The following is a 24,115-nucleotide window of genomic DNA, read 5'->3' as shown; positions in this document are numbered from 1 at the left end:
GCTCCTCGGGTGCGGCGCATGCCCTCCGTCCGACTCGGCGTCGGTGCCGTGATCGGTCTGAGCAAAGGGCCCGAACCGGGCCGAACTTGACCACGACGACGAGATCCCGGGCCATCGCCCGGGACCGTCACGCTGCCGGCGGCCGTATCCACGGTCGCCGGTGCGTGTCCGGGAACCCCGGCGACCATCCCCATCGCTCGATCGGCGCGCTCGCCGTACCGGGCTCGGTCGCCGAGCGCGCGGTTTCACCGCCGGGGTTCTCGACTCCCCACCCGGTAGCACTGAGTGAAAAGGCAAAGGAGCCGTCACCGTGCCTGCAGGTCCCCCCGAACACTCCGGCCACATCCCCGTCGACCAAGCGGCTCAGGCTCGCGTCGTACGCAAGGCCGCCTTCCGCATCATCCCGATTGTCGGTATCGCGTACTTCCTGTGCAACCTCGAAAGATCGAACCTGAGCGTGGCGGCGTTGTCGATGAACCGCTCGCTCGGGCTCACCGAGACGGCGTTCGGTATCGCCTCCGGAGTCTTCTTTATCGGGTACTTCCTGGCGGAAGTGCCCAGCAACCTCGCACTGGTGCGTTTCGGAGCGCGCAGATGGCTCGCGCGCATCACGATCACCTGGGGCATCCTGGCGGCACTGACCGCGGCGGCCCAGGGGCCCACCAGCCTCTACGTGTGGCGCGCGCTGCTGGGTTTCGCGGAGGCCGGGCTCGCTCCCGGCGTGATCTACTACTTCACGCTGTGGTTCCCCAGCCGCGATCGAGGGAAGATGGTCACCCTCTTCACCGGTCTCGGCGGCCTGCTGGGCAGCCTCATCGGAAACCCGCTCTCGGGCGGCATCCTCACGTTCCTTCCGCACGGTGCGTTCGGGCTCGAGGACTGGCGAGTGCTCTTCGTCGTCGAAGGAGCATTGTCGGTCATCTTGGGCTTTGTGCTTCTGAAAGCGCTGTCGGACCGTCCGGAGCAGGCCAGATGGCTGACCGCCGAGGAGCAAACCACGCTGAAGACGATGATCGAGGCGGAGGCGTCGACGACCGAGAAGCACCCGAAACCGTGGCGGATGTTGCTCGACGTCCGGCTCTCGCTCCTCTCGGTCGTCTGGTTCTTCAAGAGCGCCGGTGCGTACGCCTTGACGTTCTTCCTGCCGACGATCGTCGCCGAAATCGTCAAGAGCACCGGCGGCGGGCACTCGAGTCTGTACGTCGCGTCGGTCGCCGCGATCCCGAGCGCGATCGCGCTCATCGGCGCCGTCTGCTGGTCCTGGCACTCCGACCGGACCGGCGAACGACGCTGGCACAGCGCGGTTCCGCTGTTCGTGGGAGCTGCCGGACTCCTCGCCTACGTGGTCGTGTCCCACAACCTGGTGCTGGTGATCGTGGCCCTGACCGTGGCGACGATCGGTCTGAACTCGATCAGCGGGGCGTTCTTCCAGATCCCGTCGTTGTACCTGTCCGGCGCCGCCGCGGCGACCGGCCTGGCGATGGTCAACGCGACCGGCAACCTCGGCGGCTTCGTCGGCCCCTACCTCTTCGGTGCGTTCAGCGACGCCACCGGTTCTTTCGCCGTCGGCACCGTAGTACTCAGCGCGATGCTCGTCGCCGGGGGCGTGATCGTGCTGATGCCGATCGTCGTCCGATCCCGGCGATCGCGGCGGGAGCCGCTGCCGCAGTTGAACAAGTAGCGCACTTCACCACCGATCCGGATGTCCAAGGAGGACACGACATGGGTTCCGCACCGTTGACGATCACGGATGTCAGGGCCGTGGTGGTACCGCGAGTCCGCATGGGCGAGGGCCTCACGGCGCCGTGGGACAGGAAAACCCACTTCACCCGCGAATACGTGGCCGTCCGCGTGGATACCGACGCTGGCTTTCAGGGCATCACCCTCGACGGGGAATGGGACTCGGTCGTCATGACTCCCGAGGTCGTGCGCGAACAGATCGCGCCCGAGCTCATCGGCCGCTCCGTGTTCGACCTGGTGCACCACACAAGGGTTCTCGGGAGCGTGCGGGCGCCTGGCCGGTACCACTTCATCGAGATCGCGCTGTGGGACATCATCGGCCAGGCCCTCGGGCAACCGCTGGCCCAACTGTGGGGTGGCCGGGAAGCCGGAGTGCTGGCCTACGCGAGCACTGTCCACTACGGAAAGACCCCCGAAGAGCGAGCGGAGGACTGCAAGCACTACCGAGCCCGCGGATACCGGGCGGTGAAGCTCCGTTTGAGCGAGGACACCATCGACGGTGATCTCGCGCTGGTCGCAGCCTGCCGCGAAGCCGTGGGCGACGACCTGGACATCCTGGTCGACGCCAACCAGGCCGGCCGGGATCCCGCGGATCCGCACACGTGGAGCCTGCAGAGGGCGCTCGACACCGCCCGCGAGCTGGCCGCGTTGAAGGTCGGGTGGCTTGAGGAACCGTTGCCGTATCGGATGGCCGACGAAGGCCGGCAGCTGGCCGCCCGGGCGCCGCTGCCGATCGCGGGAGGTGAAGGAAAGAGCGGGCTGGCGCCGTTCTGGGAGGTGCTGCACCAGGGTGTCTACACCGTAGTGCAGCCGGACCCGGTGCATTCCGGCACGCCGACGACCCTTCTGCAGATCCTCAACCTCGCGGAGGCAGCGAACGTGCCGATCGCCTTCCACCACGGGAAAAGCGGGGTGGGCATGCTCCTGGCCCTGCACCTGCAGGCGGCGTTCGGTCTCGGCGTTCACCTCGAGGTGATGGACGACCCCGGCCACTGGAATCCCGAGGGCTTCCAGGTGGGCTTCCGCGAGCCGGTCCTGCCCGGCCCGGACGGGATCGTGCCCGTGCCCGACCGGCCAGGCCTCGGCGCCGACTGGGACGAACGCTGGCTCGACGAGGTTTTCGGCAGCTGACCCGGCCGGTGCCCGGCCAACGACCACCCATCCCCGCACACGACCAAGGAGGCAGTAGCCCGTGCCGGATCGAGCAGAGCAGGCCGTGGTGATCGACATCGCGGCGGAAATGCGGTCGCGGCCCCCGGTGGCCTGGGCCGTCTCGAAGTTGAGCGAAGTGCTGGCGGCCCGGGAAATCCGGACGACGGTCGGCGGCGCCCGCACACCGTCGCTCGGGGGAGTTGTCGTTCGTGCCGGCCTCGGCAACACCCCTGGCTCGGCTGACTCGTTCGCGATCGAGCAAGGCCCCGGCGCCGGCGAGATCCTGGTACACGCGCCCGATCCCCGTGGCCTGGCATACGGCTTGACCGAGCTCGCCGATCGGGTGCACTGCGCCCCGGACCCGATCGAGGCGTTACGGTCTGCTGAATCGCCTGCCCGCGCGCCCGCAGTGCCCGTCCGCGGCATCCTCCGCGCCTTCTCCAGCGACGTCCTCGACCGTCCGTGGTTCACCAGTCGCGACTTCTGGAAGCGCTATCTCGACGAGCTCGCCACCCACCGGATCAACCGGATCCACCTGGCCTTCGGCATGCAGTACAACTACTCGCACGACCCTGACGTCCGCGACAACTACCTGTGCTTCGCCTACCCGTTCCTGCTGGAGGTTCCCGGCTGGGACAAGGTGGCTGTCACAGGCTTGTCGGGAAGCGAGCGCGCGGAGAACCTCGCGGCACTGCGGTTCGCTGCCGACGAAGCCCGACAACGAGGGCTGCACTTCCAGCTCGGACTTTGGAACCACGCAATACATCCGGAACTCGTGCCCAGCCCGCATCTGCGCTATCCCGTCGAAGGACTCCCCGACGAAGAGGTGCCCGCCTACTCGGCCGAGGCCCTTTCCTTGCTGCTGCGAGAATGCCCCGCAATCGACGGCTTGACGTTCCGAGTGCACTACGAAGGCGGGGTACCGGAGGCCGGCCGCGGTGAGTTCTGGCAGACCGTGCTCGGCGGCCTGCGTGGTGCCGGGCGCGACCTCGACGTCGACATGCACTCCAAAGGTGTCGACCAGGACCTGATCGACGCGGCCCGGGCGAGTGGCGCTCGCGTCCTGCTCTCGGCGAAGTACTGGGCCGAGCACCAAGGCCTGCCCTACCACCAGGCCTCGGTGCGGCCCCTGGAGAAGGCCCGCCCCGCCGATGGCGACGAACTCCGCGGCATCACGCAGAACACCCGGCGCTTCACCCGCTACGGCTACGGAGACTTCCTCCGCCAGGACCGCGACTTCGACCTGGTGTTCCGGGTGTGGCCCGGATCCCAACGCTTCCTCCTGTGGGCCGACCCGGAGATCTTCGCCGGGTACGGAAGAATGAGCACAATCGGCGGGGCACTCGGCGCAGAACTGTGCGAACCACTCACCTTCCGCGGGCGCAAGGACACCGGACGAGACGGCCCCCGCGACCTCTACCTCGACTCCGCGCTCGCCCTGGGCATCTCGGATTGGCAAAAGTACGCCTACGAGTACCGCCTGTGGGGCCGCCTGTTGTACGACCCGGACGCCGAGCGTGAGACGTGGCTCCGGTATCTACGAGCCGAGTTCGGCGAGGCCGCGGACGACGTGGAAAGCGCGCTGAGCGCGGCCGGCAAGATCCTGCCGCTGGTCACAGTCACCGCATCGGCCAGTGCATCCAACAACTTCTTCTGGCCGGAGGTGTTCACCGACCTGCCGATCGCGCGCGGTGTTTCCTCGGCGACGTACGGCTTCGACCTCTCCGCGCCGGCCACCTGGGGTTCGGTCAGCCCGTTCGACCCCGCGCTGTTCGCTTCCGCCGACGACTACGCGCGTGACGTGATCAGCGGGCAGCCAAGCGGGCGCTACACCCCGGAAGAGGTCGCGACCTGGCTCGGCCGGTTCGGGTCGACCGCCGAAACGGCGCTCGGACGGGCTCGTGATCACATTGCCGATCCGGGCTCACCAAGCTTCCGACGCGTCGAGGTCGACGTGACGGTGGTGGCGCTGCTGGCCCGGTTTTTCGCCGGCAAGATCCGGGCAGGCGTCGGCTACTCGCTGTTTCGCTGCACGGAAGATTCCCAGTACTTGAAGGAATCGCTGGCTCGCTACCGCGCCGGCCGCGACGCACTCGAGGAGATCGTCGCCCTCACGCGAGGCGTCTACGTGACGAACTTGGCCTTCGGTGATCGTCCCACCGAACAAGGTCATTGGAGCGATCGATTGGCGCAGGTGGAGGAAGACCTCGAAGAGTTGGCTCGCGAACTCGCCGAAGCACCGGCCAACGGGGGAGCGCGGGTCCTCGGCGGCCGAGCACTTCGGCCGCGGCCCGGAGTCCACTGCGAACCACCGGCGACGTTCGTGCCCGGCGAAGTTTTGGTCGTCCACGCCGAAGCCCCCGACGAGGTTGGCCTGACGTTGCACGTCCGCCACCTCAACCAAGCCGAGGAGTACCTACTGATTCCCATGGCGCGGGCGGACGACGGCCGTTTCGCGGCGGAAGTGCCCGCGGAGTACACCGCCGGCGCCTACCCGCTCGCCTTCTTCCTCACCGCCCGCAGCGGCGGCGGATCGGACGCCTGGATCATCCCAGGGCTTGACGCGACCCTCGCGAACCACCCCTACCACGTCGTTCTGGGCCGACACGCGTGAGCGGCACGGTCACCTCCCGAAAACTCGACTCGAAGAGAAGAGGAGCCAGGATGACTGGCACGTTCACCCCAGAAGCCTGCCACACGCTGCGCCGACGGCCGGCTGGCGCTCTCCTGCCGCGAGCCGTCCGCTCCACGGTGACCCGTCGCGGCCTCGCTCTCAGCGCCGCACTACTCGTCGGCTCGACTGTGCTCAGCGGATGCGGTGGCTTCACTCCGTCCGGTGGTTCGAGCACCAACGGCATCGGCGGGGTCTTGAGGATCAGCTCGGAATCGGGGCAGCCCTACCTCAAGGACGCCGCCGACCGGTTCGAAAAACAGCATCCCGGCGTCACCGTCCAGTTCGTGCAGTCTCCGTCGAACACGTACCAGACCACGGTCCGAGCCCAGCTCGCGGCCGGCCACGGCCCCGACGTCATGTTCGTCTGGGGCGGCTCGGGAAACTCGATGGCGACGAAGCCACTCGCCGACGCCGGCCTGCTCGAAGAGCTCACGAACCAGCCGTGGGTCTCGGCGATGGGCGCCGCGGCCACGAGCCTCGTCTCGAATCAGAACAAGGTCTACGCGTTCACCTCTTACCAGAATCCGACCGGCGTCGAGTTCAACAAGGACCTTCTCCGCCAACTCGGGGTCGCGGTGCCGACCAAGTTCTCCGAGCTGCTGACCTTCTGCCGCTCCGTCTCCTCACGCGGAGTCGTCCCGATCGCGATCGGCAACCAGACCGGCTATCTCAACACCGAAGTCCCGGTCGAGCTCGCCAACAGCCTCGTGTACTCACAGGACCCACAGTTCGCCCGGAAGCTCGCGAACGGCTCGGTGACGTGGAGCGGTTCCGCGCTGTGGCGCTCGTCGCTGACGAAGGCCCTCGACGAATACGTTCAGATGCGTGACGCCCAATGCTTCCAGCCGAACTCGACCGGGTATTCGGACACACAGGCCTCGCAGCTCGTGACCTCGGGAAAGGCTCTCGGCGTCGACGTGATCTCACCTGCCCTCGACGATCTGAAGCAGGGCAACCCGAAGCTGAGCTACGACATGTTCGAACTACCCGCCACGGAGAACCCGGCGGACACGTACCTCACAGTGAACACCGGAGCGGCCTACGCGGTCGCCAAGTCGAGTGGCAACAAGGCGACGGCGATCGAATTCCTCAAATACCTAGCCGGGCCCGACCAGCTCGACGTGGCGGCCAAGGCGAACTACGGCGTCGCCTACACACCCAGCGCGAGCAATCCCATCCAACCGGAGATGCAGGGGGTCTCCGATCTGTACCAGGGCGGCAAGACGGCTCTATGGCCCACGAACTTCTGGCCGAGCTACGAAACCAAACAGGCGATGATCGCCGCCGACCAGGACCTCATCCTCGGCAAGAAAACCGTGGCGGACGTGGTCCAGGCTGTACAGAACTCACTCCACGGAGCGTGAGAGCCCATGACCCTCACCAGCAGTGGACGGGTGGCGCCGCGGCAAGCCCCGAAGGCCCGGACCCGGCGGGGTGCCGGCTCGCGGGTCTCGTTCTGGTTCGCCGTTCCGTGTCTTGTTCTGTTCGCGGCCATCGTGGCCTACCCGACCGTCCAGGGCGTCTTCTACGCCTTCACCGACTGGAGCGGGCTCGGCAGCGCGATCCACTTCAACGGGTTGGCCAACTTCACCGCGCTGTTCTCGTCCGCGGACACCCTGGGCGCGCTGTGGCACACGATTCTCATGGCCGCCGCGATCACCGTGCTGCAGAATGCCATCGGGCTTCTGCTCGCGATCGGCGTCAACTCGAAGATCAAGAGTCGTAACTTCCTTCGGACGCTTCTGTTCGCACCCGTGGTCATGACCCCGATCATCGTGGGCTACCTGTGGCAGTTCATCTTCGTGCCCGGTGGCCCGGTTGCGACGGTGAGCGGGCTGGTCGGATGGGACGGCGGCGGCAACGTCCTGGGTGACCCGGCGCTCGCTCCATGGGGCATCATCGCGATCGTCGTGTGGCAGTACGCGGGATACTCGATGGTCATCTACCTCGCGGGCATGCAGAACATCCCTGCCGACGTACTGGAAGCTGCCGCCATGGACGGCGCCGGTCCGGTCAAGCGCTTCGTCTGGGTGACCTGGCCGCTGCTGCGGACGCCGACGCTCATCAATCTGACCCTCGCACTCATCACCTCGTTGAAGCTGTTCGACCAAGTCATCGCGACGACACAGGGGGGACCGGGCAACGCCACACAGACCTTGTCGACGCTTTTGTACAACGAGGCGTTCCTCTACAACAAGTACGGCTACGGCATCGCCCTCGGTTTGATCGTGTTCATCCTGATCGCCGTGATCTCCTTCGGGCAAATGCGCGTCCTGCGAGAACGGAACTGAACCACCATGAAGTCCTACACCTGGAGAACGGGGCTCCTCGAGGTCGTGATGGTCGTGGTCACCGCGGCCTTTGTCTTCCCGCTGTGGTTGCTTATTTCGGTGGGCTTCCGCCCGTCGGCCGAGGTCGCGCAGAGCCCGCTCGGTGCGCCCAGCCGGTTCGACCTGAGCAACTTCAAGCTCGCGTGGGAGGACGGACAGCTCGGCACGGCTTTCCTCAACAGTGTCTACATCGCCGCGGTGACCGTCGCCGCGCTGGTCAGCGTGGGTGCTTGCGCAGGCTACTACTTCGCGCGTTCAGGCCGTGGAGGCCGGCGCTGGTACGCGTTCGTCGCGGCCGGGATGATGGTGCCGTTCCAGATCGGCGTGCTCCCGCTGTACCGGGTGTTCTCGGCACTGGGCATTTCCGCGGATCCGATTTCCGTAGTCATCTTCAACGTCGGCATCCAGTTGCCGCTGACGATCATTCTGTACACGGGCTTCATTCGCCAGATCCCGCTTGAGTACGAGGAAGCCGCACGGGTCGACGGCGCCAAGACCTTCCAGATCTTCCGACGCGTGATCCTCCCGCTGCTCCTACCGGTAACGGGCACGGTGATCGTGCTCGACGGCTTGGCCGTGTGGAACGAGTTCTTCACCCCGCTGCTCTACCTCGGCGGGACACCCAACGTCACCGTTCCCGTGCAGATCTACAGCTTCGTCGGTGAATACACCAGCAACTGGGGCGAGATCTTCGCCGGCTTGCTGATGGCGAGCGTCCCGATCCTAGTGCTGTTCTTCGTGTTCCAGCGGTACATGATTCGCAGCTTCGGCAGCGGGCTCAAGGGGTGACCGAAAACCCAAACCCTCGCCCGGTGCGGAGAACTGCCGCGGAGCGATACCTGCCCTAAAGCCGGTCAACTGTGCAGCTCCAGGTCGCCTGGTCAGTCTCAGGGCAAGAGTTTCGCGGCGTCGGCCAATCGAGGAATCGCGGCCTCGGCCGCGTTCTGCACGTGTTCCCGGCACAACCGCTCGGTCAGGTCGCCGTCGCCGGCGACGGCGGCTTCGCAGATGGCCTGGACCTCGGCGATGGACTCCTGGGGGCGGCCGGGCTTCGAGAGCGAGGCGAGGCGCACCAGGGTGACGCGGCGATTGAGCCCGTCGAGGATCTGCTTGAGCTCGGGGTTCTGGGCCCCGGCGACGAGCACGCCGTAGAACTCGCTCTTGGCGATCGACAGTGCTCGGGTGTCTTCGGCGACTTCTTCGAGGTGCAGCAACGCGGCCCGCAGCGCCCTGCGCTCGGCGTCGGTGGCGCGCTCGGCGAACAGGCGCCCGGCCATGCCTTCGAGGGCGGTGCGGACTTCGTAGATCCGGCGGGCGTCGTCCGGTGAGAGCTGGGCGACGACCGTGCCGCGGCCGTTGGTAGCGACGACCAGTCCTTCCGACTCGAGTTGCCGGAGTGCTTCGCGCACGGTGGCGCGGCTCGCGGTGGTCGTTTCGCACAGTTCGCGCTCGATCAGCACCTGGCCCGGCATCAGCCGCAGGTCGGTGATCGCCTCGCGGATCTGGGCCGCGACCTGGTCGCGGATCAAGGCGGGAGGGCGAGCGACAGCCATACCGGAGAACGTCACTGGACTATCATGCCACATCTTGGCCGCGCCAGTGGCCCATTCTGTCCGCTGTAGGACAGCTTCGTTTGTGGCCGGTCGTCGCCAGGTGGTCACTGCCCGTAATGCGACTCTGGCGGTTTCGCCGGCCTGATCCTGCGTATCAGCAGCGTGCTCGCCGTTCGCCGTCCGGTTTCCGCATCGTTACGGCCCGGTTCGATTCGCGTCAGCTATTGAACTGTCAGACAGCTAACGGCAGACTGTCGCCCTAACGCTGGACGGTGACACGCGCCACCCGGGAATTCGGGCCGGCAGCGCGTCGAGTCGAGATCGAGCCGCGTGGCCGGAAGGAGCCGCCGAATGCAAGATCTGCACGTAGTCGTCGAAGGGGAGCTGGGCTCAGCCACTCCCACCGTGCTCATCCACGGGGTCGGATCGGACCTGCTCCGGTGGGACCCGGTCGTCGCACCGTTGCGGGAGGTCGGGCCGGTCGTGCGGTACGACCTGCGGGGGCACGGTCAGTCGCCCAAACCTCCCGGGCCGTATCAGTTGGCGGACTTCGTCGACGATCACCGCCGCCTCATGGCGAGCCTCGGCATCAACCGGGCGAACGTCGTCGGGCTGTCCCTCGGCGGGCTGATCGCGCAGAGCATCGCGTTGACCGATCCCGCCTCCGTCGCGCACCTGGTGATCCTCAGCGCCGTCGCCGGGCGCACCCCTCGGCAACAGGAGGCGGTGCTGAAGCGGTTGCGCGTGGTGGAAGAAGGCGGTCCTGCAGCTGTCGCGGACGGTGGCGAGCGTTGGTACACCGAGAAGTTCCGCACCGCGCACCCCGAAGTCGTCGACGCGCACCTGGCGCGGTTCGGGGCCAACGACCCCGCTGCTTATGCCGCGGCCTTCCGCGTGCTCGCGACGAACGACCTCGTCGACGACCTGCACCGCATCGACGCGCCGACGCTGATCATGACCGGTGCACTCGACGTCGGTTCGCCGCCGGAGATGGCGCGCGAGATGCACCGGCGGATCCAGGGGTCGCGTCTGGTGATCGTCGACGACATCAAACACTCCATCCTCGAAGAGGCTCACGCCGAGGTCGCGGCCGCAATCCGTGAGTTCCTCGTCGGGGAGACCGCGGTGCGATCCGCGCAGGAAAGGTGAAGCCCGTGGCGCATCAACCGGTGGCAGGCCCGAGCCCGGGCTCCTTCAACCGCCGTCAGCTTCTGCAGGCCGGCGGGATCTCGGCATTGGGCCTCCTGGTCGCGGCGTGCGGACGGCATCTCCCGGCCGCGTTGGACGACCGGCGCCCGTCCGGTCCGCCGGTCGACGGTGGTGACCTGGTTTTCGCGACCAGCATGGACATCGCCACGCTCGATCCGGCGTTCTCGAAGAACGTCCGGGAGAAGTTCGCCCTGTACGCGCTCTACAACACGCTCGTGGGGTACGACCCCGACTTCAACCTCGTTCCGGAGCTGGCGGAAAGCTGGGACACCAGCGCCGACGGCAAGACGCTGACGTTCCACCTGCGTCGAGGCGTCAAGTTCCACGACGGCACGCCGTTCAACGCCGACGCGGTGAAGTGGAACCTCGACCGGCTCCTGGACAAGAGCACGAACTCCCCGCTCCGGGGATCGCTCACCCCGCCGCTGCACACCGTCCGGGTCGTCGACGACGCCACGGTCGCGCTGGACCTGGCCACGGCGTGGCGGCCGTTGGTCGCCGCGCTGGGGGAGCGGCCTGGTTTCATGGTCTCGCCGGCCGCAGTGCGCAAGTACGGCCGCGACTACGGAGTCCACCCGGTGGGCACCGGGCCGTTCGAGTTCGTGAGCTTCACCCAGGACAGCGAGCTCAAGCTCAAGCGCTTCGCGGGCTACTGGGACCGCGGCAAGGTGCACCTGGACACGATCACGCTCAAGAACGTGCCCGAACAGCAGGTGCAGCTCACCATGCTGCGCACGGGTGAGGCTCACATCAGCGACGCCGTTTCGCCTCAGCTCGCGATCACGGTGCAGAGCGATCCCTCGGTCGGGATCACCCGCGCCCCGAGCGGCAACTGGTACGCGCTGCAGGTCGACTGCAGCAAGCCGCCCTTCGACAAACCCCAGCTGCGGCAAGCCATCGCGTACGCCACGAACCGCGACGGCGTGCGGAACGCGATCTACCAGGGGCAGGCGCGGGTCGCCACGGGCCCGGTCGGCGTCGGGTGGGCCGTCGACAAGAGCCGTTCGGCACCGGCCTACGGCTACGACCTCGACAAGGCACGCCAGCTCGTTCAGGCCGCGGGGGCGCAAGGGCAGGCCATCGACTACGTGAACTCCAGTGATTCCAACTACCAGTCGATCGCCCAGCTCCTGGCCGGCGACTACGCCAAGATCGGCATCACCCTCAAGGTCGGCACGGTGCCCGGCAGCGACTACTACGACGACGTCGTGGCCGGCAAGGTCAACTGGTCGCTGACGGAGTGGACGCCCCGCGCCGATCCCGACGGCCTGCTGCGGACACTGCTGCACTCGAAAGGCAGCCAGAACACCACCAAGTACAACAACCCCAAGGTGGACGCCCTCCTCGACCAGGCCGCCGCGATCTCCGATCAGAAGGAAGCGGCTCCGCTGTACGCGCAGATCGTGCAAATCGTCGAGAAGGACGCGCCCTACGTCTTCGTCATCTGGCCGGACCTGCTCGTTCCGCACGGCGCCAACCTGGGCGGTCTGACGCTGTACCCGGACGCGATCTACCGGCTTCGCGAGCTGTGGATCGGCCGATGACGGGCCGCCGCACGCTCCGGCCGGCCAACTGAGGAGGCCCGAATGGCTTGGTACCTGGTCCGCAGGGTGGGCGCCGCCGTCGTGGTGATGTTCGTCGTCAGCGTGCTGACGTTCGTCATCACCCGCGTGCTGTTCCCCGATCCCGTGCAGGCGATCATGGGCGGCGCCGAATCGACGGCGACACCCGAGCAGCTCCGGCAGACCGCGCACGACCTCGGCCTGGACAAACCCTTGGCGCTGCAGTACTTCGACTGGCTTGGCCGCCTGTTCCACGGTGACCTCGGCCGCTCGTTCATCGGACCGATCGGGGTGGCGAGCGCGATCGCGCAGCGCCTGCCCGTGACGCTCGAGCTGATGGTGCTGTCCTTGGTCATCGCTTTGATCATCGGCGTGCTGCTGGGTGTCGCCGGCGCTCTGTTCCGCGGCCGCTGGATCGACACCCTCACCTCCGGGTTGTCGGTGTTCACCTTGTCGCTGCCCAACTTCTTCCTGGGCATCGTGCTGGTCTACCTGTTCTCGCTCACGCTGGGCGTGCTGCCGAGCGGTGGCTACATCCCGTTTTCGCAGGACCCGGTGGCGAACCTGGAGCTGATGGTGCTGCCGGCGCTCACGCTCTCGATGTCCTACGCCGGCACCTTCGCCCGCTATACGCGGACGTTGATGCTGGGCGTGCTCACCGAGGACTACGTGCTGCGGGCCCACGCCAGTGGCCTGGATCCGCGCCGGGTCGTGGTCAAGCACGCCATGAAGAACACGATGATCCCCATGGTCACGGTCGTGGGGCTCAACGCGGCCGGCCTCGTCGGCGGCGCGGTCGTCACCGAAAGCATCTTCTCGCTGCCCGGTGTCGGCACGTTGCTCACGAGATCGATCCTGGGCAAGGACTTCCCCATGCTGCAGGGCCTCATCCTGGTCATCACGGTCGGCGTCGTCGTCGTCAACCTCGTGATCGACCTCGTCTACGGCCTGCTGGACCCGAGGGTCAAGGTGAGTTGAGGTGGACACCACGAACACGAAACCCGCTTCGGGCGGCCGGATCTGGGCCGCGTTGAGCGCTTATCCCCGCCTGCTGATCGGCTCTCTCCTGTTGCTGATCCTGGTCGTCCTGGCACTCGGCGCGCCGATGTTCACCTCGTACGGTCCGCTCGACCAGCACCTCGACGCGGTGCTCCAGCCACCGGGCGGGCCGTACCTGCTGGGCACCGACCAGCTCGGCCGCGACTTGTTCACCCGCACCCTGTACGGCGGCCGGCTGGTCCTCGCCGTCGCGGTCGCGTCGACGGCGATCGCGATGGTGATCGGCGTCCTGCTCGGCCTGCTGTCCGGGTATCGGCGCGGCTGGCTCGACTCGGTTCTCATGCGCGCCATGGACGGGGTGATCGTCTTCCCGGAACTGATCCTCGCCCTGGGGATCACCTACGCCCTCGGGCCCAGCTTCTGGACGGTCACCGCCGCGATCGCGACGGTCAACGTCCCGAAGTTCGCCCGGGTCGTGCGGGGCCAGTTGCTGAGTCTGCGTGAGCGCGAATTCGTCGCGGCGGCCAAGGTTTCCGGCGTGCCGACGCGGCGGGTGCTCGCGCTGCACCTCTTGCCGAACGTGCTGGAGGTGACAGTGGTGCAGGCCGCGCTCACCGGCGGGCTCGCCATCTTCACCGCGGCGAGTCTCAGCTTCCTCGGGCTGGGACTGCCGGCCCCGGCGCCGGACTGGGGCGGAATCCTGCGTGACGGCTACCCCTACCTGAGCTACGTCCCGCTGTTCTCGCTGCTTCCCGGTCTGGTCATCTTCGCCGCGATGCTGTCGTTCAACCTGATCGGGGACGGCCTTCGCGATCTGTTCGACCCGAAGGTTCTGCCCCGTTCGTCCGCGAGCACCGCTCGTGTGGCCCGGCGGGCGGAGCGTCGCTCGGCATCTGGAGTCCCGACCGTTGTCGCCGAGCTGCCCCGTCCCGCTCTTGCCGGCCACAGCCGTGCCGAAACCGAAGGACACGCCGATGAGCACTGACACCGCGGCACCGCTGCTCGACGTTCGCGGTCTCGAAGCGGTCTACGACTCTCCCCGTGGTCCCGTCCACGCACTCAACGGAGTCTCGTTCAGCGTGAAGCCCGGCGAGGTGCTGGCTCTCGTCGGTGAATCCGGCAGTGGGAAGAGCGCTTCGGCGCTCGCGGTCATGGGCCTGCTGCAGCGCACTCGCGGCCGGGTCACGGCCGGGAACGTCCTCTTCCGCGACCAGGATCTGCTCGCGCTGCCGGAACGCGACCTGCGAGGCCTGCGCGGCAAAGACATCGCGCTGGTGTTCCAGAATCCGATGACCACGCTCAACCCGACCCTGACCATCGGCGCGCAGCTGCGCGAGGTCATCCGCCACCACACCGGGAAGTCCCGGCGCGAGGCCGGTGCGAGGGCCCTCGAGCTGTTGCGACTCGTGGAGATCCCGGACCCGGAAGCGCGGTTGAAGAGCTACCCGCACCAGCTGTCGGGCGGGTTGCGGCAGCGGGTGATGATCGCGTTGGCGCTCAGCTGCGATCCTTCGCTGCTGATCACGGACGAAGCGACTACCGCACTGGACGTGACCACGCAGGCGCAAGTGCTCCACCTGCTCAAACGACTCTCAGCCGAGCTCGGCACCGCCCTCGTCGTGATCACGCACAACATGGGCGTCGTGGCGGGTCTCGCGGACCGGGTGGCGGTGATGTACGCGGGACGGATCGTCGAGATCGGTGCGGTCGACGAAGTGTTCTACGCCCCGGCGCACCCGTACACGGCGGGACTTCTCGGCGCGATCCCGCAAATGGACACCCCCCGTTCCGAGGATCTGGTGGCCATCAAGGGACGGCCGCCGTCGCTGCTCGACCTGCCCGGCGGCTGCGCGTTCGCCGACCGCTGCCCGCTGGTCACCGCCCAGTGCCGGGCGCAGCGGCCCGAACCGGTGTCACCGGACCGGCACACCGCGGCGTGCTGGGCCGATCCCGAGCTCGTCAGGAAAGAAGCGCGGACGCGGATCGGAAGTGAGGCCCGATGAACGGCACGGCGGCACTCCTGGAAGTCGAAGGCCTTCAGGTTCACTACCGGTCGCAGTCCCGAGCGCAGCGGCGCCTGGGCTACGGCGTGCGCGCGGTAGACGGCGTTTCCTTCTCCGTCGGACCGGGGGAGACGCTGGGGCTGGTGGGCGAATCCGGGTGCGGCAAGAGCACCACGGGCCGCGCGATTCTCCAGCTGGTCGAACCCACCTCGGGGTCGATCCGGTTCGACGGGCAGGAACTGCAGGGCCACAACCGGCGCCGGCAGCGTGAGCTGCGCCGCGGTATCCAGGCGGTGTTCCAGGACCCCTACGACAGTCTCAATCCGCGGATGCGGATCGGCGACATCGTCGGTGAACCGATGACGGTCCACCATCTGGCCTCCGGTGCCGAGCGGGAACGGAAGGTGGGCGATCTGCTCGAACAGGTCGGCCTGAGCCGGGAGGTGATGGCCCGCCGGCCGTCGGAGCTGTCCGGTGGCCAGCGTCAGCGCGTCTGCATCGCTCGCGCACTGGCCGTCGATCCGCGGTTCATCGTGTGCGACGAGGCGGTGTCGGCGCTCGACGTCAGCGTGCAGGCTCAGGTGCTCAACCTCCTGCGCCGGTTGCAGCGGGAACTGCACCTGTCCTATTTGTTCATCGGCCACGACCTGAGCGTGGTGCGCCACGTGTCCGACCGGGTGGCTGTGATGTACGCCGGGCAGCTGGTGGAGACCGCCGACAGCGAGGGCCTGTACACGAGCCCGCACCACCCGTACACGGTCAGTCTTCTCAGGTCTTCTCCGGTGGCTGATCCTCGCGTTGAGCGGAACCGGCCTTTCATTCCCGCAGCGGGCGAACCACCCAGCCCCACCGAGGTGCCGACGGGGTGCCGGTTCGCGGGGCGCTGCCCGCTGGCCCGGCAGCAGTGCCGTGACGAGGCACCGAAGCTGACCGAGGTCGAACCCGGCCGTTCCGTCGCCTGCCACTTCTGGCGCGAAGTCGAGGCGAGTCCGGCCGAGCTCGGCACGGGAGACCCGGCGTGAGAGCGGCCGCGAGCGCCACACCCACGACCGCCGAGTGCGAGAGGACCACCTCATGACGACGACCAAGGCCACGATCCCTGTGCCCGAGTCGGTCTTCGCTGTGTTGTCCGAGGAGTTCGGCAGCCGCCTTCGGCGAGCCGTCCCGCTAATGCGCCATCCCGACGACGTCATGTCGCCCTCGGTGTTGCGGGGCATGGCGGCGAGCAAGCTGAGTTTCGCCCAGACGCTGGTCCGACGGATGACCGAGGGCAAGTGGCGGATCGAATTGGTGCACTGCGAGCTGTCCGAGGACGGGACAGGGTTTCTCGCCTACGACATCCAGGCCGAAGGCCTGCAGCTGTCCTTCGGTGTTTTCGTGTACCCCCCGCTGCCGCCGGGGCACACCCGGATGTTCCGGGACACCAAGCTCGAATTCCTCGGGATTCTGCTGGAAGGCCCGATCGACGTCGCACGGTTCCGGCGTGAGCGCGACGAAGCCGACACCAACCTGTGGCGGGGGCGGACCGATCCGAAGGTGTACGGCTGGACGATCGCCAGCCGGGGCACCCGCATGTTCGACGATGTCGTGGCTGCGCTCGTCCGCGGAGAGCAGCCGACGGTCGAGCAGATCGACGCCAACGGCGGCTACATCCTGCGCAACGGGGGCTTCTACGGCAATGGCCGGATGGGCACCCGCGCCTGGCGGAGCTACGCCCGAGGTGGTGGCCCGCTGGCCATGCCGTACCACATCGATCTGTTCTGCGTGTACTTGTGGCGCCTCGTCAGCCTGGACCTCGTCGAAGCCACCGCGCGGATGCACAGTCCTTCCGCGACGGTGCTGCGCCCGAGCGTGCGCCGGCACGTCGGGATCGGGAACTCCTCGGGCTTGGGCACGGTCGCCGCGCTGGTGCGCTGGCCCTCGCGGCTCGCGTCCTTCATCCTGCCGCGTGAACTGGGCTTCGCCTACACCGCGGCACAAACCGCGGACGCCGCGAGTACCCGGCGATTGGCCGATCTGGTGGGCAACGCACGGGACGCGTACCGGAATGCACCCGAGGCGGCTCCGGAACTGATCGAGCCACGCGAATCCGTCGCGACCGCGCTCGACCGCGTACACAAGGCATTGGTCGCGGCGGATCCCGGCGAAGAAACCTGGGCGCGGTTCCTCGAGGACGCCGAGGATTACGGGAGCGTGGAGGCGGCGGAGGTGCTGCGCTCGTTGCTGCTCGAGGTCTACCCCGAAACCTATGAGCTCAGCCGCATCACCGAGGCGTTCACGCCCGGTCCGGAGTTCGCGCTGAAGGTGGACCCCGAGATGAGCGTCGGCGAACTGCGCGCGATCCTGCGCGAGCAGTTCGCCTGGTGCGTCGACGCGGACCTGGAAAGCCCCGGCAAACGCGAGTTCTTCTGGTACCGCTCGGAAGAGAACGGCGAGAACCGCCGCGGTGAGCGCTCGGTCGACGTGGGCATCGAACGCGAGACCGTGATCGACGTCGCCGGCGCGGTCCGCCGTCTGGCGGATTTCCTCGACGCGTACGACGCCGGGACCAGCATCGGCCGGTTCCTCCTGGACGAGCCCGAACACACCCTCGCGGTCGCGCGTGCCCAGTTCGCCGCGACCACCCCGTACAGCGAGATCCGGGCGAGCGTGTGCGACGCCGATTTCCTGGCCAGTAACACCATTCGCTGTTTCCTCGCCATTCTCGGTATCGAGCTGCCCACCCCGCACAGCGGACGGTGGGTACGAGGCCTGTTCTACCGCGACGCGCCGCTACCTGCCGACCTCGTCGCCGGCAGGGAAGGGGCTTGGGGCGTCGGCGCGCCCGCGGCCGCCGATCAACCGCGCGACGAGCCCGCGATGGGAGTGTGAGCCCGGATGATCACGATCGCCGTGCCCGAACTACGCCGCTACGCCCCTGACGCCCTCCGGATGGTCGGCATCCCGATCGGCCAGGCCGACGAGGTCGCCGATATGCTGGTCTGGACCCAGGCCGTGACCGGCGCCGCGGTGAAGTTCGTCCAGGACAACCGTGCTCGGCTGAACTGGCGGCCCCAGCCGCGGCCGCGAGTCGTCGACGAAAACGCCGACGAGGTCGTGGTCGACCTGCGCGGGGGAAGCCTGCTCGAGTTCGGGCCTCGGGTTTTCGACTTCGTGCAGGCCGAGACCGCGGCCCACGGATCCCGGCGAGTGCGGGCTCGCGCCGTCTACGGCGGGATCTTCCTGCCGTACCTGGTCGCCCGCGCAGCCGAGCGAGGGGTGCACCTCGACGTGAGCTTCCCCGAAACCCCGCAAGGCGATTTCGAACCGCGGGGAGAGCTGACCATCGAGGCGACTCGCGTCCCCGCCACACCCGGCGCGCTCCAGACCGACGCCTACCGGTCGGCGGTCGATCGCGGCATCGAATTGTCCGACGCCGACTTCACCACGGTGATCGGGCTGTTCGAAATGCTGCGGGTGCCGACGTCGGAACGTTCCCGCACTCACGCGGGCTGAACTCCCGAAAGGACAGCAAACCCGATGGACGACGTACGACTCGGCGCGACGAACCTGTGGACTTCCCGGATCGGATTCGGCGCCATGGGCATCGGCAGCCCCGAGTGGCGCAGCTGGGTGCTCGACGGCGAAGCCGGTGTCCCGATCATCGAGCGAGCGGTCGAGCTCGGCATCCGGTTCTTCGACACCTCGAACTTCTACTCCGCCGGGGAAAGCGAAAGAATCCTCGGTGCGGCGCTGAAGCGGTTACTCCCGCGGGAGGACTACCTCCTCGCGACCAAGGTGGGCAACCAGATGGGGACCGCCCGGACCACGGGCGGCTACTCGCGCAAGCACATCCTCGCCGCCGTCGACGACTCGTTGCGCCGGCTCGGGACCGACTACCTCGATCTGTACCAGACGCACGTGTGGCGCGAGGACACGAACATCGAGGAAACCCTCGGCGCGCTCGACGCGCTGGTCGACTCCGGCAAGGTCCGCTACCTCGGCGCGACCGACATGCCCGTGTGGCAGTTCGCGAAGTTCTTCTACGAGGCCAGGAGCCTCGGCTGGCGGCGCCTGCACACGATGCAGCACCACTACAACCTGGTGTGGCGGGAGCCCGAGAGCGAGCTCATGCCGATGTGCCGGGCGGAAGGGATCGGGCTGCTGCCCTACAGCCCCTTCGCCCGTGGGTTCCTCGCCGGCGATCCGCGAGGTCACGACCGGGACACCGAACGCGGCCGCTCGGACGACTACTCGCGCAAGTGGTTCGGCCGGGACAGCGACCAGGATGTGCTGCGGAAGCTGCTCGCGGTGGCCGACGCGCGAGGCGCGACGCCGGCCGCGGTCGCCCTCGCCTGGGTACTGGAGAAATCCCCGACCGGGGTGCCTCTGATCGGCGCCACCTCGGTGGGGCAGCTGGACGTCGTCGAGGAAGCGCTGCGGATCCAGTTGCTGCCCGAAGAGATCACCGAACTTGAATCTCGGTACGTCGCGCGGTTGCGCTACGGACATTGACGGTCCGGCTCCGCTTCGATCCGGCCCCGGGAGCCACCGGCCCCGGCACCGGATCGAAACGCCGCGCCTCAGGTGAGGTTCGTGTAGACCGACGTGGTCTCGAGGAAGAGATCCAGACCCTCGGGACCCAGCTCGCGGCCCCACCCGGACTCCTTGAACCCGCCGGTCGGCATCGTCACGTCGGGCAGCCCGTGCACGTTTACTCCGACCCGTCCGGCACGCAGCCGCGAAGCGACGTGGTGCGCCGTCTTGACGTTGCGCGTCCAGACCGAGGCGGCGAGCCCGTACGGCGTGTCGTTCGCGGTGTCGATGGCCTCGTCGACCGTGCTGAACCGCAGGGCAGCGACAACGGGGCCGAAGATCTCCTCGCGGACGGCGCGCATCTGCGGACGCGCGTCGGACAGGACTGTGGGCTCGACGAAGAACCCCGGGCCGTTCGCGTGACCGCCCGCGGCGACGGTGGCGCCTTCGCCGATCCCGGACTCGATGTAGCCCATCACGGTGTCGCGCTGTTCGGCCGAGATCAGCGGGCCCATTTCGGACTGCGGGTCGAAGCTGTGGCCGACGTTCAGCGACACTGCTCGCTTCGCGACACCGGCGACCACTTCGTCGTAGATGGAGTCGTGCACGAGCAGGCGCGAGCCGGCGGTGCACACCTGGCCGGCGTTCGAGAAGATCGCCGCCGAGGCGCCCTTGATCGCTTCCTCGACGTCGGCGTCACCGAAGACCAGCACGGGCGACTTGCCGCCGAGCTCCAGCGAGACCTTCTTCAGGTTGCCGGTGGCCGCGTGCACGATGGACTTGCCGACCGCGGTCGACCCGGTGAAGGCGATCTTGTCCACGCCGGGGTGTTCGGCGAGGCGAGCGCCGACGACCGCGCCGTCACCGGTCACGACGTTGAGCACGCCGTCGGGTACGCCGGCCTCACGCGCGATCTCGGCGAGCATGATCGTGGACAGGGGAGTCAGTTCGGAGGGCTTGACCACACAGCTGCAGCCCGCGGCGAGTGCGGGAGCGACTTTCCAGCAGGCCATCACGAGCGGCGAGTTCCACGGGGTGATCAGCGCGACGACGCCGACCGGGCTCCGCAGGGTGTAGGCGTGCAGCTCCATGCCGCGGCGCTGGAGCTGGAGCGCGCGACCGCTGACCTTGTCCGCCCAGCCCGCGTAGTAGCGGAAGATCCGGGCTGCTTCCGGCACGAAACCCTGGCGGATGTTGCGATGGGGTGCGCCTTGGTTGAGCGCCTCCACGAGGGCGATGTCGTCGGCGCGTTCCTCCAGGAGATCGGCGATGCGCCACAGCGCCCGCGCCCTGACCTCGGGCTGCTCCCGATGCCACACGCCGGCGTCGAAGCTGCGCCGCGCGGCCTCGACGGCCGCATCGGCCTGCGCCACCGATGCCTCGGGGACGTTCGCGATGACAGAGCCGGTGCCCGGGTCGAGGACGGTCCGGAACGAGTCGGAGCCGACCGGCTCGCCTCCGATCACCATCTGCCAGTCGCGGCTGAGCGGCTGAGGCGCGTGAGCTTGTGTGTCGGGCAGGAGGGGCATTCCGTTCGTCCCTTCGGAGAAGCCGGTTCGGGCCGGGTGGACTGCTCGGTCCGCGATGTGGCGAGCACCGCAGATGCTAGCCGCTGGCCTCCGATCTGTCAGCTGTCAGACAAATCTCACCCGATTGACAGCGCATTCTTCGCGGTTCTAATGTTCCTGACACCTAGCAGACAGCTGATAGCAGAGGAGACCGATGACCACGGACTCGTCTGATTCACCGGCGCCGACGTCCGTCGGCATCCAGGCGCGACCGCTGACGCCGGCCGTCGAGCTGCACCACCGGATCGAGGGCGACCCGGCCGCGGACGTGCCGGTGGTGCTCATCCACGGCGTGGGCAGCAGCCTGGCCTCGTGGGACGACGTCGTGGGGCTCTGGCCGGCCGGACGTCCGGTCGTGCGGTACGACCTGCGCGGCCACGGTCAGTCACCGGCTCCCGCCGGTCCCTGGAACATCGACGACTTCGCCGCGGACCACGTCGAGTTGCTGAAGCGATTGGGCATCGGCAAAGCCCACACCGTCGGGTTCTCCCTCGGCGGTCTCATCGCGCAACGGGTGGCAGCGGTCCACCCGGAACTCGTCGACACACTGGTCGTCATCGGCGCGGTGGCCGGCCGGACCGACCAGGAGACGAACGCCGTGCAGCAGCGGCTCCGAATGGTGGTCGAGGAAGGCCCGGCGGGCGCGGCGCGCAAAAGCGTCGAGCGCTGGTACAGCAAGGAGTACCTCGCCGAGCATCCGGAGGTCGCGGCCGAGACGGTCGCCCGGATGGCGCAGCTGGACGCAGTGGCCTACACACACGCGTACCGCGTTCTGGCCACCACCGATCTCGCGGACCAGCTGCCCAGGATCATGGCTCCGGTCCTCGCCATGACCGGCGAGCACGATGCCGGCTCGCCGCCCCGAATGTCTCGGCTCATCGCCGAGCGAACCCACGGCCGCTGCGTCGTGCTCTCCGGCGCACGGCACACCGTCCTGCAGGAACGACCTGACGAGATCGCGAAGGAGATCGAACTGCATGTCCGATGAAATCGTTTTTGGCAAGGATCTTTACGACGCGGGCATGAAAGTTCGCCGCGAAGTGCTCGGCGCCGAGTACGTCGACAACGCCACGACCCACGTCGACGATCTGACGCTCGAGTTCCAGAAGTTCATGACCACCTACTGCTGGGGCGGGATCTGGACCGACGATCGCCTCGAACGGTCTCAGCACAGCCTGCTGGTCCTCGGGATCACCGCGGCTCTTGGCAAGGAGCGCGAGTTCCAGGCCCACTGCCGCGGGGCACTGCGCAACGGAATCACTCCCGACCAGCTGACCGCGGTGATGCGCCAGATCGCCGTGTACGCCGGAGTGCCGGCCGCAGTGTCGCTGCAGGGCGCTGTCCGCGCTGCGATCGCCGCCTACGAGCAGGAAGCGGCCGCCTGAACCCAGGCTGGGGACAGCGGTACTGAGGCAAACTCAGTCACTCCACTGTGGATCCTCGAGGGGCCCGTTCGCGCACAACGCGAGCGGGCCCTCCTCGTTCACCGGCGACAATGCACGCGGAAGGTTCAGATGGAAATTCCTCCGTCCACCGGCAGCACGACGCCCGTGATGTACGCGGCCTCATCGGAGGCGAGAAAACCGATGGCGGCACACATTTCGCTCGGGTCGGCGAAGCGGCCCATCGGGATCGCCGCGGCGAGTTCGGCGCGCTTCTCGTCGGGGATCGAGGCGATCATGCGGGTTTCGGCGTTGGGGGAGATGGCGTTGACGGTGACACCGAAGCGGGCGAGCTCTTTCGCGGTCGTCTTGGTGAAGCCGATGATGCCGGCCTTGGCCGCAGCGTAGTTCGCCTGGCCGACGTTGCCGTGCAGGCCGGTGTAGGACGTCACGTTGATGACGCGGCCGCGGCCTTGCGCGCGGAACGTCGGCACACAGGCGCGAGTGAGCCGACCGGGCTGCTGGCCAACCTTGGGAACAGCGGACGTGCATGCAGATGACAGCGTCTTGGCGAGGTTGGTGTCGTTGTAGCTGCCGCCGGTGGTGAACAGGGTTGGCGGGATGGGGTGTTGGTCCTGCTCTAAGGGCCGCGGCGGTCTTGGCAGGCGGCGGAGAAAGACATCGGTGCCCTTGCGCGTCGGAGTGGTCGATCTGCAAGGCGGCCCAACGGTCAAGGCTGGTGCCGAGCGGGTGCGACTGCCTTACGAGGGCTCGCGCGTGCTCGCCGAATCTGGTTTGGCCAGCGTCGGGTAGGCACCGGGAATCTCGAGATCTCCACGGCTGGTGTTGATGAAGTTCTGGAGTGCGTGCAGAAGCCGGTTGATGGCCAGCGTGTGCTTGTCGGCGTGTGCGACGTCGATGCGGCCGCTGTGGCCGGGTTCGCTGACCGATCTGATGTGGTTCCGCGTGTCGTTCAAGGAGGTTGCGGTGGCAAGGAGTTCGTGGATTGCCGTGATCACGGTCGTCGGTGCGAAGAATGCGGCCTGGTGTGCCGCGGTGATCAGTTCGTCGAGGAGAAGTTCGTCCTGGTTGGGTCCCGTGGACCAGACCGGGGCTGCGGCGATCTTGTAGGTGACGCGGGTGATCTCCGGGTAGCTGCGCTCCTTGTGGTCGCGGGAGAGGCGGCGGCGTTCGAGCCGGCGTTCGGTGCGCTTGGGGGCCAAGGCGGTGAACGCGGCGATGAAGCCGGTCACCAGTGCGGTGGCAAGGGTGAAGAGGCTGGTGCCCCACCAGGGTGCGCTGCTGGTCATGGTCGGACGGTACTGGGTGAAGCTGAGACGCCCCGAAATTTCCGGACAGCTTTCGTATGGCTAATTCATGCTGCGAGCTGTCGGTTCAGGTACTCGTTGTGGACCTCTAATGGGGTCT

The 24,115-nt window shown here is 67.7% G+C and carries 21 protein-coding genes; 17 read left to right on the top strand and 4 right to left on the bottom strand.

Translation table 11 applies throughout. The features are described from left to right. The first annotated feature begins 310 nt into the window (after positions 1–310). From AB0878_RS47990 to AB0878_RS47965, 6 genes are all read left to right on the top strand, one after another. A complete protein-coding gene (locus tag AB0878_RS47990; protein WP_366590039.1) occupies positions 311–1,681 on the top strand; it encodes an MFS transporter in 1,371 nt (456 codons plus the stop codon). A 41-nt stretch (positions 1,682–1,722) separates the two neighbouring features. Continuing rightward, positions 1,723–2,871: a mandelate racemase/muconate lactonizing enzyme family protein gene (locus AB0878_RS47985; protein ID WP_366590036.1), complete on the top strand. Its 1,149-nt coding sequence runs from the start codon at positions 1,723–1,725 to the stop codon at positions 2,869–2,871. A 61-nt stretch (positions 2,872–2,932) separates the two neighbouring features. Then, entirely contained in the window at positions 2,933–5,506 is a 2,574-nt protein-coding gene (locus tag AB0878_RS47980) for a hypothetical protein (RefSeq protein WP_366590034.1), read from the top strand. Between the two features lie 50 nt (positions 5,507–5,556). Then, the gene (locus AB0878_RS47975; protein WP_366590032.1) at positions 5,557–6,930 is read left to right on the top strand and encodes an extracellular solute-binding protein; all 1,374 of its coding nucleotides are present in this window, start codon (positions 5,557–5,559) and stop codon (positions 6,928–6,930) included. A 6-nt stretch (positions 6,931–6,936) separates the two neighbouring features. After that, positions 6,937–7,857, top strand: a complete 921-nt coding sequence (locus AB0878_RS47970; RefSeq protein WP_366590029.1) for a sugar ABC transporter permease — start codon at positions 6,937–6,939, stop codon at positions 7,855–7,857. 6 nt (positions 7,858–7,863) lie between these two features. Beyond that, positions 7,864–8,685 (top strand): carbohydrate ABC transporter permease, encoded by an 822-nt coding sequence (locus AB0878_RS47965; protein WP_366590027.1) that lies wholly within the window; start codon positions 7,864–7,866, stop codon positions 8,683–8,685. A 98-nt stretch (positions 8,686–8,783) separates the two neighbouring features. Here AB0878_RS47965 and AB0878_RS47960 read toward each other — a convergent pair whose 3' ends face one another. Then, a complete protein-coding gene (locus AB0878_RS47960; protein ID WP_366590023.1) occupies positions 8,784–9,449 on the bottom strand; it encodes a GntR family transcriptional regulator in 666 nt (221 codons plus the stop codon). Positions 9,450–9,800: 351 nt separating this feature from the next. On the opposite strand from AB0878_RS47960, the gene AB0878_RS47955 reads away from it, so the two are divergent. The 9 genes from AB0878_RS47955 to AB0878_RS47915 are packed head-to-tail and all read left to right on the top strand — an operon-like array spanning position 9,801 to position 19,716. Next, entirely contained in the window at positions 9,801–10,598 is a 798-nt protein-coding gene (locus AB0878_RS47955) for an alpha/beta fold hydrolase (protein ID WP_366590020.1), read from the top strand. A 5-nt stretch (positions 10,599–10,603) separates the two neighbouring features. After that, on the top strand, positions 10,604–12,202 hold the full coding sequence (locus tag AB0878_RS47950; RefSeq protein WP_366590017.1) for an ABC transporter substrate-binding protein: 1,599 nt from the start codon (positions 10,604–10,606) through the stop codon (positions 12,200–12,202). A gap of 42 nt (positions 12,203–12,244) precedes the next feature. After that, positions 12,245–13,198, top strand: a complete 954-nt coding sequence (locus AB0878_RS47945; RefSeq protein WP_366590015.1) for an ABC transporter permease — start codon at positions 12,245–12,247, stop codon at positions 13,196–13,198. A 1-nt stretch (position 13,199) separates the two neighbouring features. Beyond that, on the top strand, positions 13,200–14,204 hold the full coding sequence (locus AB0878_RS47940; protein WP_366590012.1) for an ABC transporter permease: 1,005 nt from the start codon (positions 13,200–13,202) through the stop codon (positions 14,202–14,204). Next, a complete protein-coding gene (locus AB0878_RS47935; protein ID WP_366590009.1) occupies positions 14,194–15,222 on the top strand; it encodes an ABC transporter ATP-binding protein in 1,029 nt (342 codons plus the stop codon). The genes AB0878_RS47940 and AB0878_RS47935 overlap by 11 nt, the downstream gene beginning before the upstream one ends. Beyond that, positions 15,219–16,244, top strand: coding sequence for an ABC transporter ATP-binding protein (locus AB0878_RS47930; RefSeq protein ID WP_366590006.1), 1,026 nt, complete (start codon positions 15,219–15,221; stop codon positions 16,242–16,244). The genes AB0878_RS47935 and AB0878_RS47930 overlap by 4 nt, the downstream gene beginning before the upstream one ends. Before the next feature lie 52 nt (positions 16,245–16,296). Next, positions 16,297–18,093, top strand: coding sequence for a hypothetical protein (locus tag AB0878_RS47925; RefSeq protein ID WP_366590004.1), 1,797 nt, complete (start codon positions 16,297–16,299; stop codon positions 18,091–18,093). 6 nt (positions 18,094–18,099) lie between these two features. After that, a complete protein-coding gene (locus tag AB0878_RS47920; protein WP_366590002.1) occupies positions 18,100–18,717 on the top strand; it encodes a hypothetical protein in 618 nt (205 codons plus the stop codon). 24 nt (positions 18,718–18,741) lie between these two features. Continuing rightward, positions 18,742–19,716: an aldo/keto reductase gene (locus AB0878_RS47915; protein ID WP_366590000.1), complete on the top strand. Its 975-nt coding sequence runs from the start codon at positions 18,742–18,744 to the stop codon at positions 19,714–19,716. A gap of 68 nt (positions 19,717–19,784) precedes the next feature. Here the strand turns inward: AB0878_RS47915 and AB0878_RS47910 are convergent, their stop codons facing one another. After that, complete coding sequence (locus tag AB0878_RS47910) at positions 19,785–21,266, bottom strand: aldehyde dehydrogenase family protein (protein ID WP_366589997.1); 1,482 nt, start codon at positions 21,264–21,266, stop codon at positions 19,785–19,787. A gap of 193 nt (positions 21,267–21,459) precedes the next feature. On the opposite strand from AB0878_RS47910, the gene AB0878_RS47905 reads away from it, so the two are divergent. Continuing rightward, the gene (locus AB0878_RS47905) at positions 21,460–22,293 is read left to right on the top strand and encodes an alpha/beta fold hydrolase (RefSeq protein WP_366589995.1); all 834 of its coding nucleotides are present in this window, start codon (positions 21,460–21,462) and stop codon (positions 22,291–22,293) included. Beyond that, a complete protein-coding gene (locus AB0878_RS47900) occupies positions 22,283–22,690 on the top strand; it encodes a carboxymuconolactone decarboxylase family protein (RefSeq protein ID WP_366589993.1) in 408 nt (135 codons plus the stop codon). Before AB0878_RS47905 ends, AB0878_RS47900 begins: the two co-directional genes overlap by 11 nt. A gap of 125 nt (positions 22,691–22,815) precedes the next feature. Here AB0878_RS47900 and AB0878_RS47895 read toward each other — a convergent pair whose 3' ends face one another. Together AB0878_RS47895 and AB0878_RS47890 are read right to left on the bottom strand one after the other, a co-directional pair. Further along, positions 22,816–23,421, bottom strand: a complete 606-nt coding sequence (locus AB0878_RS47895; RefSeq protein ID WP_366589991.1) for an SDR family oxidoreductase — start codon at positions 23,419–23,421, stop codon at positions 22,816–22,818. Between the two features lie 27 nt (positions 23,422–23,448). Then, entirely contained in the window at positions 23,449–23,997 is a 549-nt protein-coding gene (locus AB0878_RS47890; RefSeq protein ID WP_366589989.1) for a hypothetical protein, read from the bottom strand. Positions 23,998–24,115: the final 118 nt, after the last annotated feature.

The sequence above is a fragment of the Amycolatopsis sp. NPDC047767 genome, from assembly GCF_040704195.1.
Classification (GTDB): domain Bacteria; phylum Actinomycetota; class Actinomycetes; order Mycobacteriales; family Pseudonocardiaceae; genus Amycolatopsis.
Note: the sequence above shows the minus strand (reverse complement) of the source record. Positions and strands in the feature narration are given on the sequence as shown.